9 protein-coding genes, 2 tRNA genes and 2 rRNA genes are annotated in these 15,932 nt (G+C 32.7%); 4 read left to right on the top strand and 9 right to left on the bottom strand.

Annotated features, from left to right (window positions below; genetic code table 4):
* Nucleotides 1-77: 77 nt before the first annotated feature.
* Nucleotides 78-692: a tRNA (guanosine(46)-N7)-methyltransferase TrmB gene (gene trmB / locus EXC60_RS03265; protein ID WP_024543923.1), complete on the top strand. Its 615-nt coding sequence runs from the start codon at nucleotides 78-80 to the stop codon at nucleotides 690-692.
* 5 nt (nucleotides 693-697) lie between these two features.
* Here the strand turns inward: trmB and EXC60_RS03260 are convergent.
* Together EXC60_RS03260 and EXC60_RS03255 are read right to left on the bottom strand one after the other, a co-directional pair.
* Nucleotides 698-788 (bottom strand) — tRNA-Ser (locus tag EXC60_RS03260).
* Between the two features lie 11 nt (nucleotides 789-799).
* Nucleotides 800-1,690 (bottom strand): diacylglycerol/lipid kinase family protein, encoded by an 891-nt coding sequence (locus EXC60_RS03255; RefSeq protein ID WP_024543922.1) that lies wholly within the window; start codon nucleotides 1,688-1,690, stop codon nucleotides 800-802.
* Nucleotides 1,691-1,781: 91 nt separating this feature from the next.
* On the opposite strand from EXC60_RS03255, the gene lepA reads away from it, so the two are divergent.
* Genes lepA through EXC60_RS03240 form a run of 3 tightly spaced genes read left to right on the top strand, consistent with a single transcriptional unit; the run spans nucleotide 1,782 to nucleotide 4,701 of the window.
* Nucleotides 1,782-3,587, top strand: coding sequence for a translation elongation factor 4 (lepA, locus tag EXC60_RS03250; protein ID WP_024543921.1), 1,806 nt, complete (start codon nucleotides 1,782-1,784; stop codon nucleotides 3,585-3,587).
* Nucleotides 3,588-4,475, top strand: a complete 888-nt coding sequence (locus EXC60_RS07010) for an MSC_0882 family membrane protein (RefSeq protein ID WP_024543920.1) — start codon at nucleotides 3,588-3,590, stop codon at nucleotides 4,473-4,475.
* 1 nt (nucleotide 4,476) lies between these two features.
* Nucleotides 4,477-4,701 (top strand): YneF family protein, encoded by a 225-nt coding sequence (locus EXC60_RS03240; RefSeq protein ID WP_024543919.1) that lies wholly within the window; start codon nucleotides 4,477-4,479, stop codon nucleotides 4,699-4,701.
* A 99-nt stretch (nucleotides 4,702-4,800) separates the two neighbouring features.
* Here EXC60_RS03240 and uvrA read toward each other — a convergent pair whose 3' ends face one another.
* The 7 genes from uvrA to EXC60_RS03205 all read right to left on the bottom strand — a co-directional run bounded on the left by uvrA (nucleotide 4,801) and on the right by EXC60_RS03205 (nucleotide 15,928).
* Nucleotides 4,801-7,620: an excinuclease ABC subunit UvrA gene (uvrA, locus tag EXC60_RS07005; protein WP_129619935.1), complete on the bottom strand. Its 2,820-nt coding sequence runs from the start codon at nucleotides 7,618-7,620 to the stop codon at nucleotides 4,801-4,803.
* Nucleotides 7,621-7,695: 75 nt separating this feature from the next.
* Entirely contained in the window at nucleotides 7,696-8,859 is a 1,164-nt protein-coding gene (locus tag EXC60_RS07000) for a hypothetical protein (protein ID WP_024543917.1), read from the bottom strand.
* Between the two features lies 1 nt (nucleotide 8,860).
* Nucleotides 8,861-9,991, bottom strand: coding sequence for a hypothetical protein (locus EXC60_RS03225; RefSeq protein ID WP_024543916.1), 1,131 nt, complete (start codon nucleotides 9,989-9,991; stop codon nucleotides 8,861-8,863).
* Nucleotides 9,984-10,898 carry a Cof-type HAD-IIB family hydrolase gene (locus EXC60_RS06995; RefSeq protein ID WP_024543915.1) on the bottom strand — a complete coding sequence of 305 codons (915 nt, stop codon included), beginning with the start codon at nucleotides 10,896-10,898 and terminating at the stop codon, nucleotides 9,984-9,986. Before EXC60_RS06995 ends, EXC60_RS03225 begins: the two co-directional genes overlap by 8 nt.
* 168 nt (nucleotides 10,899-11,066) lie before the next feature.
* Nucleotides 11,067-11,140: transfer RNA gene (locus EXC60_RS03215), tRNA-Trp, on the bottom strand.
* Between the two features lie 149 nt (nucleotides 11,141-11,289).
* Nucleotides 11,290-14,190 (bottom strand): 23S ribosomal RNA (locus EXC60_RS03210).
* Between the two features lie 216 nt (nucleotides 14,191-14,406).
* Nucleotides 14,407-15,928: ribosomal RNA gene (locus EXC60_RS03205) — 16S ribosomal RNA — on the bottom strand.
* The 16S and 23S rRNA genes sit together here with 1 tRNA gene alongside, the layout of an rRNA operon.
* Nucleotides 15,929-15,932 lie beyond the last annotated feature (4 nt).

Here is a 15,932-nt window from a genome sequence, read left to right as displayed (position 1 = left end):
ACTAAATCCTAAGCAAAATTAAATATGTTCTATTTTTAGTTTATCACATAAGTAACTATTTTGATACAATTCTTACTATGAGATTAAGACATAATAAAAATGCTTTACAATTAATTAATGATTCAAATTATTCAATCAAAAATTTTCCTTTTCATATTGAAAAAAATACCACATTAGAAATTGGAATGGGAAAAGGTAAAATGCTTTCTGAAATGGCTTTGGATAATCCTAAAATGCAATTTATTGGCCTTGAAAAATATGCAACTCCTGCATTATTTGCTTTAAAGAAAATTGAAAATTTGAAATTAAATAATATGCGCATTTTAATTGGTAATGCAAACAAAATTCTTGAATATTTTGATAACAAATTTGATACTATATGATTAACATTTTCAGACCCTTGGCCTAAAAAAAGACATTTCAAAAGACGTCTAGTATATAGAGATTTTTTAAAATTATATAAGTCAATATTGTCTGAGAATGGAAAAATATTTTTTAAAAGTGACAATGATAATTTATACCAATTTGCATTAGAAGAACTTTTGGCTGTTAATGCAAATATAATTTATCACACAAATGATTTGCATAATAAATGTGAATATGATTTTAAAAATTATTTAACTGATTATGAAATCAAATTTAACTTAGCAGGTAAAAATATAAATTTTATTGTCTTCAACTTTAAAAAATAAAAAAATGGCCGATGGTAAGGGATTTGAACCCTTGAATGACTTAACATCATTATTAGTTTTCGAGACTAACCTCTTCAACCACTCGAGCAACCATCGAACATTTAAGATTATATCTTATTTTTGAAGTCTTTGTAAGCAGTAGCTTCGGTGATATTCTCTTGAAATTCGCCATCAATTTGCCCATATGTTTTTTCATATAATTTAAGTGAAATTTTATTTCCCACATAAGATTTTACAAACTTGTTTTTAATATGCCTTCCAAAATAAACTGTTGGGAAAAAGAACAATAATTTGAATTTAGTAATGTTATCAATAACAATTAAATTTAGTTTGTTGCTTTTAATATCAGCAAAAGGTGCTATCTTCATTCCTTTACCATAATATTTTCCATTCATAATTGAAGCTAACCAAACATTTTCTAATGTTTCAGTTTTGCCATCAACTGTAATTTCTATTTTGGGATAAGGTTTAAATTCTTTAAATGCTTGAATTGATGATCTAAAGAAATTTTGTTTACCATTTTTTATTCTTTGTTCTTCAACTTTTTTGCAAATAAAGCCATCAAGGCCTATTCCAATTCCATTTAAAAAGATGTGAGTTTCATTATTAATTTCAACTTTTGGTAAATTTTCTAAAAATGGATTAATTAAAAAATATTTGTTTTTGATGTGTTCATATGTATAGCCACTTTTAATAATATTTCTAATAAAATCATTTCCAGTTCCCGCTTTATAAGCATAAACTTTGGGAATTAAGTCAATATATTTATAAAATTTATCAACTAATCTTGTCAATGTTCCATCACCACCAACAATCACAATAATGTCTTTTTGTTTATTAATATTTTTTACAGATTCTTCTTTATTAATTGTTGTTGCAATATCTTTAATTCTAATATTATCATCTTGAAAAGTTTTGACAGCATCAAATAAAATTTTGAAAATATTCCTTTTATTCTTACCTATTTTAGAATTTGAATTATAAAGAATGTACAACATATTATTTTCTTTCTAAGTTAATAAAATTAATCTTTGCTATTACTATTTTATAAGAAAAAAATAACATTTTAAAATATAATTGTAAAAACATATGGACAAATCTAAAATTCGTAATTTTGCAATCATCGCACATATAGATCATGGTAAAAGTACACTAGCTGACCGTATTTTGGAATTTACCGGAACTATTGATGAAAGACAAAGTACACCACAAATTTTAGATTCAATGGAACTTGAAAAAGAACGTGGAATTACAATTAAATTAAATGCCATCCAAATTAAATATAAAGACTATATTTTTCATTTAATTGATACACCAGGCCATGTTGATTTTACTTATGAAGTCAGCCGTAGTTTAGCAGCATGTGAGGGTGCATTATTGTTAGTCGATGCAACACAAGGCATTCAAGCACAAACTTTAGCAAATGTTTATTTAGCAATGGAACATAACTTAGAAATTATTCCAATTATTAACAAAATTGATTTAGTGTCTGCTGATCCTGAACGTGTTAAACATGAAATAGAAAATGTGATTGGTATTGATGCTTCAAATGCAATTTTAATCTCAGCAAAAACTGGTAAAAATATTGATCAAGTCATTGATGTAATTATTAATAAAATTCCAGCCCCTAAAGAAGCAGATGACAATAAACCTTTAGAAGCATTAATTTTTGATAGTTATTTTGATAATTATCGTGGTGTTGTTGTTTTAATTAGAATCTTTAATGGTAAAGTCAAATTAGGTGATGAAATTTATTTTATGGCTTCAAAAAAGGTTTATACAGTAACTGAACTTGGAGTCAAAAATCCTTTTGATGTTAAAAAAGAAGAACTTTCTGCTGGGGAAGTTGGATGAATTGCAGCTTCGATTAGAAACGTTAAAGATATTCATATTGGTGATACAGTCACATTAAATAATAATAAAGTTTCATACCCATTACCTGGTTATAAAAAATTAAAACCTGTTGTTTATACTGGTTTTTATCCAGTAGATACTTTAGATTACAATGCATTAAAAGACGCTTTAGAAAAAATAAGTTTATCAGATTCATCAATTAATTGAGAACCTGAAACTTCAAAAGCATTAGGCTTTGGTTTTCGAATTGGGTTTTTAGGTTTATTACATATGGATATTTTGCAAGAAAGATTAGAACGAGAATTTAATTTAGATATTATTGCAACCGCTCCATCTGTTGAATTTGTTGTTACTTTAACTAATGGAGATGTGCAATATATTACAAATCCTTCTTTATTTCCTGATCGCAGTTTAATCAAAATGATAGAAGAGCCTTATATTAAAGCAAGTATTTTTCTAACTGAAGAATATTTAGGTCCTATTATGGAACTTTGTCAACAAAAACGTGGCAAATATGTTGATATTGAATATATTGATGATACAAGACGTAGATTGATTTACGAGCTTCCATTAAATGAAACTATTTTTGATTTTTTTGATTTAATGAAGAGTTATTCAAAGGGATATGCATCCTTTGAATATGACTATATTGGACTTAGAGAATCTGATTTAGTTAAGGTTGATATTCTACTAAATGGTGAAAAAATTGATGCATTAGCAATGATAGTTCATCGAGATTTTGCTTATAATAAAAGTAGGGAATTAGCAGAAAAATTAAAAGAAGTTATCCCAAGACAAAACTTTGAAATCCCAGTTCAAGCAGCAATTGGTAGTAAAATAATAGCAAGAGAAACTATCAAAGCTTATCGAAAAGATGTCACTGCAAAATTGTATGGTGGGGATGTTACAAGAAGACAAAAATTACTAGAAAAGCAAAAACGTGGAAAGAAGAGAATGAAATCAATCGGAACCGTTGATGTTCCTCAAGAAGCATTCTTAGCAATCTTAAAAACAAATACATCAAAGAAAAAGGAGCAATAAATGGCACTTAAACCTATTGTAAGTGGTTCAATTCAAAGGTCAGCTGAATTTGCAACTGAAACAACTGCAAATCGTATTGCTTACGAAACATTGCAAACTAAGGCATTATCTTCTGATCGTGTTAAAAATAAGTTAGTTGATCCCGAGGGAATTATTCCTAATGGAATTTATAAAGTTTTCCGTCTAGAAAGAAATGTCAAACTAGCTTCAATTATCATTTCAAGTATTGTTGCTTTTTTTAGTTTATTATTTTGTATTCTTTTTGCTGCAGCTCCAAAAATATTTAGTAATGATGGAAAAGTTAAATGAGGACATTATATTATTCCAGTAATTTTATTAGGTCTTTCAATTTATATGTTTATTATTGAATTAATTGAACTAATTGGAATTTCTCGCAGTGTTGTATTTTATAGAGAAAGTATTCGAAGAGGGGCTATTAGCACCCCACCTTTTATTACTTTACTATATCGTAAATTGATTATGAAACAAGTTAGAAGAACCTGATTTGTTGTTGCAATAATCTTTTATGTGGGGCTTTTTACATTAATTTTTTATGGTTTAAAAGACGTTGATTGAAAAGGTTTGCATTTCAAAAAATGAATTGACAATACTTTTAAAAATCCAATGGCTGTTGTTTATGTTTTATGCGCAATTATGCTAGTTTCATTGATTTTGCATATTGCGTTAACAATTTTTAGAAAAAAGAGACTTGTTGATATTCAATCATTTTTTGGGAATGAAGTAATGGATTACAATGATTTGCAAGAAAAGAAGTCTAAGGCTCATAGATTTTATGCTAAAATATTTTTCATAAGTATTCTTGTACTTCTAATAATACCTTTTATTATTTACATTGTTTTAAGAAAAACCGTATGGAAGGGGAAATAAAATGCCTACATGAGGAATTGTGTTGTTAGTTATCTTGCCAATTCTAGCAGCAATTGGTGGTTTCGTTGGAGGATTATTTTTTACTAAGAAAAAATATGATAAACAATTAAAAGAAAATCCACCAATCACTGAAAAAATGATTCGTGTTATGTTTGCTCAAATGGGCCGTAAGGCTTCTGAGGCTCAAGTTAAACAAGTTATGCGTTCAATGCAAAATGCAAAATAAACAAAATCTGGGAGAACTTCCCGGATTTTTTAAAAATAAAAAATGCTGGTACGCAAAATGAAATTCGAAACGTACGCAGCAATAAAAATTATACTTTATCTACTTTAGAATTTTTCTTAAATATTCAGCAGTATATGATATTTCATTTTTAGCAACTTGTTCAGGCGTTCCAGTTGCTACAATTTGACCACCATTTTTACCACCATTAGGACCTAAATCAATAATAAAATCAGCATTTTTAATGACATCTAGGTTATGTTCAATGACTAAAACGGTATCTCCATTGTCAACAATTCGATTTAAAACGGATAATAACTTTTTAACATCATGAGTATGTAGTCCTGTTGTTGGTTCATCTAAAATATAAAGTGATTTACCAGTAGGCTTCTTTTGCAAATAAGTTGCAAGTTTTACCCTTTGGGCTTCTCCACCACTTAAAGTAGTTGATGATTGACCTAATTTAATATAGTCAAGGCCAACATCCATTAAAAGTTGTAATTTTGTTCTTAATTTAGGACGATTTATAAAAAATGCATAAGCTTCTGCAACTGTCATTTCTAAGACATCATTAATATTTTTACCATGATATTTAATTTCTAAAGTTTCTAGATTATATCTTTTACCATCACAATGGTCGCAAACTACATAAACATCAGGTAAAAAATGCATTTCAATTCTTAAAACACCATCACCATAACATTTGTCACAGCGGCCACCAGGCACATTAAATGAAAATCTAGATTTGGTAAAACCTTTTTCTTTAGATTCTTCTACCATTGCAAAAATTTCACGGATATCATCAAATAAAGATGTATAAGTTGCTGGATTTGAGCGTGGTGTTCTTCCAATTGGTGATTGATTTACTGAAATTAAAGCATCAACATTAATTTGTCCAGCAAGTTTTTTATCGTCTCTAATATCATATGCAGCAGAATTTAAATATTTATTTAATGCATTTGATAATTCTTCATTAACAAGTGATGATTTTCCTGAACCACTAACTCCTGTTACAACAATTAATTTGCCCAAGGGAAAACCAACTGTTACATTTTTTAAATTATTCGCTGTAGCATTTTTTAATGTTAAAATCTTGCCATTTCCACTTCTTCTAGTTTTTGGCACATCAATTTGTCATACGCCCGATAAATATTTACCAGTTATTGATTCAGGTGCACTACAAATATCTTCTAGTGAGCCATATGCAACAATTTTCCCGCCTTTTTCACCGGCTTCAGGTCCAATATCAACAATATAATCTGCTTCTCTTATAGTTTCTTCATCATGTTCAACAACAATTAAAGTATTACCAATATCAACAATTTTTCTTAAAGAATTAATAAGTCTTTGATTATCTTTTTGATGAAGTCCAATTGATGGCTCATCCATAACATATAAAACTCCAGTTAAGGCAGAACCAATTTGTGTAGCCAATCTAATTCTTTGGGCTTCTCCACCACTTAAAGTTTCAGCTTTTCGATTTAATGTTAAATAATTCAAACCAACATTAATCAAAAACTCAAGTCTATGTTTTAATTCACTTAAAATTAAGCTACATACCTCTTGTTCATATTCGGTCAGTTTTAAATTTTCAATAAATTGTAATAATTCATCAATTGATTTGTTTGAAAGTTCAAAAATATTCAATTTATCTAATTTAACAGCTAGTGCATATTTATTCAAACGTTGTCCTTTACATTCCGGACAAAGTGTATCTGTTAAATATTTTTTATAGTAAGTTTTATATTCTTCTGAAACAGTTTCCATATATTTACGTTCAATTTTTGGTAAAATACCTTCAACAAATCTAGTTCCTTCATATCTATTGCCAGAAGTTGAAATCCTAACCATAGGAATTTCTTCATATGAGCCATATTTAATAACATTTAGTTCTTCATCAGAAAAATCTCTAAGAGGTGTATCTAAATCAATATTATAAAAATCCATAAGATTGGCAAACTCTTGTCATTCTAGATTTTGCGTTCCCACTAAATTTTTATAATATTTAATTCCTCCTTCATTAATTGATAAATTTTTGTCAGGTGCAATTAAGTCAAAACTTGCTTTTTGTAAATATCCTAACCCTTTGCAGTTTGGGCACATTCCAGCAGGAGCATTAAAAGAAAACAATTTTGGTTCAATCTTAGGCATATCAAAATCGCCATACTCACAACTATGTTGAATAGAAAATGTTCGTTTCTCTTTTGATAAAGCTTCAATAGTAACAAGACCATTTGAATATTCTAATGCATTTTCAATTGCTTCAGAAACTCTACTTAATTGGTCGGGTGATAAAACCAAACGGTCAATCACAAGTTCAATTGTTCATTTTTTATTTTTATCAAGATTAATATCTTTGTCTAATTCAAAAATTTCTCCATTAATCTTGACCCTTAAAAAACCATCACGTTTTAATTTTGCAAGTAAAACTTGATGTGAACCTTTTTCATTAGTTACGACTGGTGATAAAATATAAATTTTTTCACCTTCTGGATATTTAAAAACAGAGCCAATAATATCCTTTAATTTTTGTGCAGTAATTTCTATTTTATGAGTAGGACAAAAAGGTTTTCCAATTCTTGCATATAAAAGCCTTAGATAATCATAAATTTCAGTAACAGTACCAACTATACTTCTAGGGTTGTTATGAGTAGTTTTTTGTTCAATAGAAATTGCAGGACTTAATCCTTCAATACTTTCAACATCAGGTTTTTTAGTTCCACCTAAAAATTGTCTAGCATAGCTTGACAAACTATCAACATACCTTCTTCTTCCTTCTTCATAAATAGTATTAAATGCAAGGGAAGATTTTCCTGAACCGCTTAATCCGGTAAAAACAATGAATTTGTTTTTTGGTAAGGTAACATCTACATTCTTTAAATTATTTTCTTTTGCACCTTTAATAATTATTTTTTCAATCATATTGCTATATTTTATAGCAAAACATATTTTATTTATATGTTAATTTATAAAATTAAATTCTCCATTTTTTTATTGTTAGTTTGTTGCTTTTTTAACGAATTTTTTGTTAAAAATTTCTAATGCTTGTTTAATTCTTAGTTTAAAGGTTTTTCTTAACATATTAAAATAATTTTTGTGGGGATGATAAATCGGATGATTTTTAAAATCAAAATCAAACAATGCATTCAATCATTTTAAATGTCTTTTTTGAATATTTTCCATAAGTTGAACATCAAAATTTTGGTAAAGTTTTGTATTATTTGATGCATATCCATAAATATACTCTTTACCAATTTTTCCTTTATAAATATTAAAGTCATAAATCAAACTTTTACCATTGTCAAAAATAGGAGCATTATCTATTTTTTGCAAGGTTTTAGGATCAGCTAAAACACCAAAATTCCCCAAATGACGGTCGACATTAAAGATTAAAGCATCAAAAACCATTAGATCTTCAAATTGCTCTTTACCATAAATTTTTTTAATTTTTTCAATAACAATTTTCTTCTTGTTATTTTCATCAACTAAAACGCTAAATGGCAAAAAGATTCTATTTTCATTTGTAAAAATTTCAGATGAATTGACAAGTTTTTTATTAAACATTTCAATATCATAGGAAATTGCATTTAAGGATAAATATGAAGCTACTTGATATGCAAAATATTCAGTATAAATCTCTAACATTGGAATAGTTTTACTAAAATACGAATTATCTTTAAGTAATATTTTCTTATTGTCACGCAATATCCAAGTTTTTAGTAAATCACCATTAGTAAAGAAATCAGGCGAATTATATTTTACAATACGATCTGTAACTAACAAACGGCACTTTTTTTCTAGCATATCATTAGAGCAATCATTTTTAAAATTATCAAAATAATTTAATTCACTCCATTTTAATGCAATATCTTTTTTAGGCACAATTCAATATGTATCTTCTAAATTTAAACCATAATAGCGATCATAAAGACTCATTAAATCAATTGATTGTGAAAACATATTTTTAAAATTAGGTCTAGTTAGAGGAATTGGCCGATAAAAAAATAGATATTTTCTTAAAATATCACAATTTTTAGACTGCAAAATTAAAGGTATTGTATAAAATCCTTCTAAAGGTATTATTTGTAAAATTTCACTCGTTTTTTCATTGTATGAAAATGAAAAACAATCAACGTCTTTATTTCTAAAAATATATTCCATATTAATTTATTTCTTTATCTTCATTTGACAAATCATCATTTGAAATATCTTTTTTGTTTGTATTTTCACCTTTATCGTTTTTTGAAGTTTTATTATTCTTCTTTTGAACATTTTTAAGCATTGCAATTAATTTATCTAGCATTTCTTTGTTATTTGCAAATCCAGTAGGAGTAATTTTTGCAAATTGTGAGAAATATTCTCTAAAATATGTTTCCATATCTTCATCAGAAATTCCAGAAGATTTAGCAGCATTATATAATTCTTCAACCATATTTTCAAACATTTCTTCCATCTTTATGCTTTGGTCAATATTAAGCGGAAAACCAAAGTTTTGGCCAAGCCCTTCGGCAAAATTGTCGAATACATTTTCACCATTTTTAGTATTAGTAGATGGTTCATCAAATTCATCTTCATCATCATCTGCTTCATCTAAACCATATTCAAGAAAATCAATAATGTCATCATCAGTGAATTTTTTATTAAGCACAAATGCTTTTTGAGATGTATTTCTAACTTTAAATTCTTCTAAAAATGGTAGATATGTATTGTATTTTCTAAGATTTTTTAAAATTTCTTTACGTTCATTATCGTCAATTATTGAAAAAACTGCATTTTTATAATCAAAATCATGAGAAATTAAGGCAAAATTATTTGCGAAATTTGATGGCACTTTATGTTTAGGAATTATTGAAACTTCTAAATCGTATGCCAAAAATAGTCCATTATTAAACATTACTGACCAATGCAAAGGTTTATTTTCTTTAGTTAAGGTTGTAAATAATTTTCTAATTAGTCCACTACAATCAACAAATTTTGGATTATCCACTTTAAAATCTTCTAATACTGGTGAAACTATCATTCTATTATCATACGTTAAAAAACTAATTGACAAAAGACTATCTCTAAAACAAAACATCTCCATTAACAAAATAAAAGTATAAATAGGTAATGTATCAGAAACAATAATCTCTACATTTTTTGCATTAATTCCATTTTTAATAGGTATTGATCTTACTGCTGAAATTTTATCATCCCAAATAAATTCAAAAGGGTCATGAAATATATTTGAATCTTTAATTTTTATTGAGTAATATTTAATTTGTTTGTCTTCTTTATTAAATGGTTTAAACATTTTTACCTCCAATTTTATGTAAAATGTATTGTTTTACGACATTTTTGCAACGATATAAATAATCAATTATAGCTTCACCCAAACCATTTTGTTCAACAGAACTTGTAAAATAATGTGCTGAATTTAAAGCATCTTTTGATGCGTTGGCCATCGCATAAGAGTAATTTGCTAATTTTAGCATTGCTAAATCATTATTACTATCACCAATTGTCATTATATCATTTGTAGTTATATCATCATTTTGATAAACATTTTCTAGCATTCATTTTATTGCAGAAGCTTTATTAACATTTTTGTTTTGAATTTCAATATTTGTTGAAGTAACAATAATTTCAACAGTTTTAATATATTTAATAGCTTTATAAATTTTTGCAAGTTTAAATTCTACGTTTTCATAATTATCAGCATAAATTTCAATTTTTAGTGGATCAATAGACTCATTAGCATAAACTTTAGGAATATTCCTTTGGTTTTCTTTTGAAATAAAGTGATAATCAACTATTTCTTCATTTCAACCACTTTCTTTCTTTAGCAAAAAATATTTATCTTGTGTTCAGAAAGCTAATTGGCAATCAATTTCTTTTAATGCTTCGATAATTTTTTTAAGTTCTTTAAAAGAAATTGCGTTTGTATAAATTGTTTTATTAGCATATACATCATAAATATGCGCTCCAGAAGAGGCAATAATATAATGAGCATGAACTCTTTGACATAAATCTTGCATTCTTTCATAATATGGGTTACCTGTGCAAAGATTAAAATCACTATTATTTGCAATTGCAAATTCAATGTCATCAATAGTTTCTTGCATTGGCGTTTTGCTGACATCATATAATGTTCCATCAACATCGGAAAAAATAACTGATTTTTTAAAATTTGTTTGCTTATAAGGCATTTTTATGTCCATATTATCTCCTCTTTTTATTCAATTAAAAAGTAAAAATTTTTAGTTTAGTATTACTTTATAATTTTATAAGGTTTTTTAATAAATTTATCTTGTAATGTGAAAAGTTTGAGAAAAAAATAAGAAGCTTAATGATTTTTAAGTTCCTTATAAGTTCATTTTGAAATGATATGGCAGGGGATGCAGGAGTCGAACCCGCAACAGAGGGTTTGGAGTCCTCAGTTTTGCCATTAAACTAATCCCCTAAAATTGCATAAAAATTATACATTAGTTCTAACTTAAATTCTTATTTACATTTTTAATAAAAGCAATAAAAAACTTCCCCTAGGGAAGTAATTTAAATTGTTCTCTGAAAACTGAATTAGACTAATAATCTAAATTACTCTATAGAATTACTATTAAATCGTTCAATTTATTAGTACCAGTCAGCTGAATGCATTGCTGCACTTACACCTCTGGCCTATCAACCTCATAGTCTATAAGGAATTTAAAGGGAATATTCATCTTTGAGGAGGCTTCCCGCTTAGATGCCTTCAGCGGTTATCCTTGCCAAACTTGGCTACCCAGCTATGCTCTTGGCAGAACAACTGGAACACCATCGGTTTGTCCATCCCGGTCCTCTCGTACTAAGGACAGCTCTCATCAATATTCCAACGCCCACATCAGATAGGAACCAAACTGTCTCACGACGTTTTGAACCCAGCTCGCGTACCGCTTTAATGGCCGAACAGGCCAACCCTTGGAACCGACTCCAGCTCCAGGATGCGATGAGCCGACATCGAGGTGCCAAACCTTCCCGTCGATGTGATCTCTTGGGAAAGATAAGCCTGTTATCCCCGGGGTAGCTTTTATCCGTTGAGCGACGGCCTTTCCACGAAGAACCGCCGGATCACTAAGTCCTGCTTTCGCACCTGCTCGACTTGTAGGTCTCGCAGTCAATCACACTTCTACCTTTATGCTCTTAAATACGGTTTCTGACCGTACTGAGTGTAACTTTGAACGCCTCCGTTACCTTTTGGGAGGCGACCGCCCCAGTCAAACTACCCACCACACACTGTCCTCTTGCCAGATAATGGCAATAAGTTAGAAGTTCAACGTAACAAGGGTGGTATTTCAACGATGACTCCACAAAAACTAGCGTCTTTGTCTCATAGTCTCCCACCTATCCTACACAAGTTAAATCAAACTCCAATATGAAGTTATAGTAAAGCTCCACGGGGTCTTTTCGTCTAGATGCGGGTATGCGGCGTCTTCGCCGCAACCATAATTTCACCGAGTCCAATGTCGAGACAGTTAAGAGATAATTACTCCTTTCGTGCAGGTCAGTATTTAGCCGACAAGGAATTTCGCTACCTTAGGACCGTTATAGTTACGGCCGCCGTTCACCCGGGCTTCACATTAATGCTTCGCAAATGCTAACACCTCTGCTTAACCTTCGGGCACTGGGCAGGAGTCACCCCATATACATCGTCTTGCGACTTAGCATAGAGCTGTGTTTTTGATAAACAGTTCCCCCTTACTATTCACTGCGGCCCATATGTTACTATGGGCATCCCTTCTTGCGAACTTACGGGATGAATTTGCAGAGTTCCTTGACATTGGTTTTCTCGCTCGCCTTAGAATACTCATCTTGGGGACGTGTGTTCGTTCTCGGTACGGGTTTCACAGAGATTATAGTTAGCAGCTTTTTTAAGAGGCATGAAATCATTTAATTCGCTACTTGGTTGCCCTTTCACTATGCATTGTAACTCCCGGTTAATGTGTTGCGGATTTGCCAACAACACCCAGTTATCACTTACCCCACAATCCAATGAGTGGTAAAACTATCCTTCCCCGTCACTACATCACTCTCAAGAAAGTACAGGAATATTAACCTGTTGTCCATCGGCTACGCCCTTCGGCCTCGTCTTAGGACCCGACTAACCCTGGGTGGACGAACCTTGCCCAGGAAACCTTCCCCAATAGGCGTCAAAGATTCTCACTTTGAATCGTTACTCATACCGGCATTCTCACTTCTAAGCGCTCCACTAGTCCTTACGGTCTAGCTTCAAGGCCCTTAGAACGCTCCTCTAACGTATTTCTACCCGTAGCTTCGGTATTGTGTTTTAGTCCCGTTGAATTATCGGCACAGAGCCTCTCGACTAGTGAGCTATTACGCACTCTTTAAACGGTGGCTGCTTCTGAGCCAACATCCTAGCTGTTTAAGAAACTCCACAACCTTTCTCACTTAACACAATTTTGGGACCTTAGCTGACGATCTGGGTTGTTTCCCTCGCGTGCATCGACGTTATCACCGATGTACCGACTGCATAGCAATACATGATAGTATTCGGAGTTTGATTATAGTCAGTACGGCTAGGCGCCGCCATTCCATATTCAGTGCTCTACCCCCATCATTTAACACTACACGCTAGCCCTAAAGCTATTTCGAGGAGAACCAGCTATCTCCAAGTTCGATTGGAATTTCACCCCTACCCACAAGTCATCCGGGCACTTTTTAGCGTACTGCGGTTCGGCCCTCCGCTTAGTGTTACCTAAGTTTCAGCCTGCTCATGGGTAGATCACCTGGTTTCGGGTCTATATCAACATACTAAAGCGCCCTATTAAGACTCGATTTCTCTACGGCTTCGCTTTAATCCACTTAACCTCGCATGTTGACATAACTCGCCGGTCCATTCTGCAAGATGTACGCCATCACCCATTAACGGGCTCTGACTAATTGTAAGTAATTGGTTTCAGAATCTATTTCACTCCCCTCCCGGGGTTCTTTTCACCTTTCCCTCACGGTACTAGTTCACTATCGGTGTCTGATTAGTATTTAGCCTTACCGGGTGGTCCCGGCAGATTCAGACAGGGTTTCACGTGCCCCGCCCTACTCAGGATACCACTAGAAGATTTACACATTTCACTTACGGGAATTTCACCCTCTATGTTTGAGCATTCCAACTCATTCTGCTATATGTAAATATTTGTCTAACTTCTTAATTAGTAGTCCTACAACCCCAACAACGAATGTTGGTTTGGGCTTTTCCCCGTTCGCTCGCCACTACTAAGGGAATCATTCTTTATTTTCTCTTCCTGCTGCTACTGAGATGTTTCAATTCACAGCGTGTCTCTTCATCCAGCTATGGATTCACTGGTATGATAATTGAGGATTAGCTCAATTAGGTTTCCCCATTCGGAAATCCCCGTCTAAATGCTTATTTCCAACTAAACGAGGCTTATCGCAGGTAGTCACGTCCTTCTTCGACTTTCAGACCCAAGGCATCCACCAAAAACTCTTGCTTATTTAATAGTATAAATATAATGTATGACCTATTGTTTGTCTATTAGAATATTCTATAGGTTGATCTAAACTTTGAAATATTATATTGATTTGATAATTTTTCAATGTCTAATTCAGTTTTCAAAGAACAAAAGAGAGAAATAATTCTCTCAAAACTGGACACGAATATTAAATCCATTAACTTTAGTCATAGAAGTATGGATAACTTCTTTTTGTACTCCGTAGAAAGGAGGTGATCCATCCCCACGTTCTCGTAGGGATACCTTGTTACGACTTCACCCCAGTCACCAGTCCTACCTTAGGCAGTCGCCTCCGAGGTTAGCAAACCGACTTTGGGTATTACCAGCTCCCATGGTGTGACGGGCGGTGTGTACAAGACCCGAGAACGTATTCACCGCAGCATAGCTGATCTGCGATTACTAGCGATTCCGACTTCATGAAGTCGAATTGCAGACTTCAATCCGAACTGAGATCGGCTTTTTGAGATTTGCTCCATGTCGCCATATTGCTTCTCTTTGTACCGACCATTGTAGCACGTGTGTTGCCCCACTCGTAAGAGGCATGATGATTTGACGTCATCCCCACCTTCCTCCCAGTTACCCAGGCAGTATCTCTAGAGTCCTCGACATGACTCGTTAGTAACTAAAGATAGGGGTTGCGCTCGTTGCAGGACTTGACCAAACATCTCACGACACGAGCTGACGACAACCATGCACCATCTGTCACTCCGTTAACCTCCACTATATCTCTATAGCTTTGCGAAGGATGTCAAGAGTGGGTAAGGTTCTCCGCGTATCTTCAAATTAAACCACATGCTCCACCGCTTGTGCGGGTCCCCGTCAATTCCTTTAAGTTTTACTCTTGCGAGCATACTACTCAGGCGGATCATTTAATGCGTTAGCTGCGTCAACAGTTCTCTGCCGACTAATGATCATCGTTTACGGCGTGGACTACCAGGGTATCTAATCCTGTTTGCTCCCCACGCTTTCGTTCCTCAGCGTCAGTATAAACCCAGTAAGCTGCCTTCGCCTTTGGTGTTCTTCCATATATCTACGCATTTCACCGCTTCACATGGAATTCCGCTTACCTCTATCCAACTCTAGTTTACCAGTATCCAAAGCGAGCCAGGGTTGAGCCCTGGGATTTGACTCCAGACTTAATAAACAGCCTACGAACGCTTTACGCCCAATAATTCCGGATAACGCTTGCGACCTATGTATTACCGCGGCTGCTGGCACATAGTTAGCCATCGCTTTCTAACAAGGTACCGTCAATGTAGAAGCATTTCCTCAACTACTTTTTCTTCCCTTGCAACAGCACTTTACAATCCATAAGACCTTCATCGTGCACGCTGTGTCGCTCCATCAAGCTTTCGCTCATTGTGGAATATTCCCTACTGCTGCCTCCCGTAGGAGTTTGGGCCGTATCTCAGTCCCAATGTGGCCGTTCAGTCTCTCGACCCGGCTAAACATCATAGCCTTGGTGGGCCGTTACCTCACCAACTAGCTAATGTTCCGCACCCTCATCTCTTAGTGGAGCTTTAAAGGCCCCTTTCACAACGGAGTCATGCGACTCCATGCGTATCCGGCATTAACCAATGTTTCCATTAGGTATTCCAATCTAAGAGGTAGATTAAGCACGTGTTACTCACCCATTCGCCGCTAAAGTATTGCTACTTCCGCTCGACATGCATGTATTAGGCACACAGCCAGCGTTCATCCTGAGCCAGGATCAAACTCTTAAAATTTGTT

It is taken from the genome of Metamycoplasma salivarium (genome assembly GCF_900660445.2).
Lineage (GTDB): Bacteria > Bacillota_I > Bacilli_A > Mycoplasmatales > Metamycoplasmataceae > Metamycoplasma > Metamycoplasma salivarium.
The sequence above is the reverse complement of the archived record's forward strand: the minus strand, read 5'-3'. Positions and strand labels throughout refer to the sequence as shown.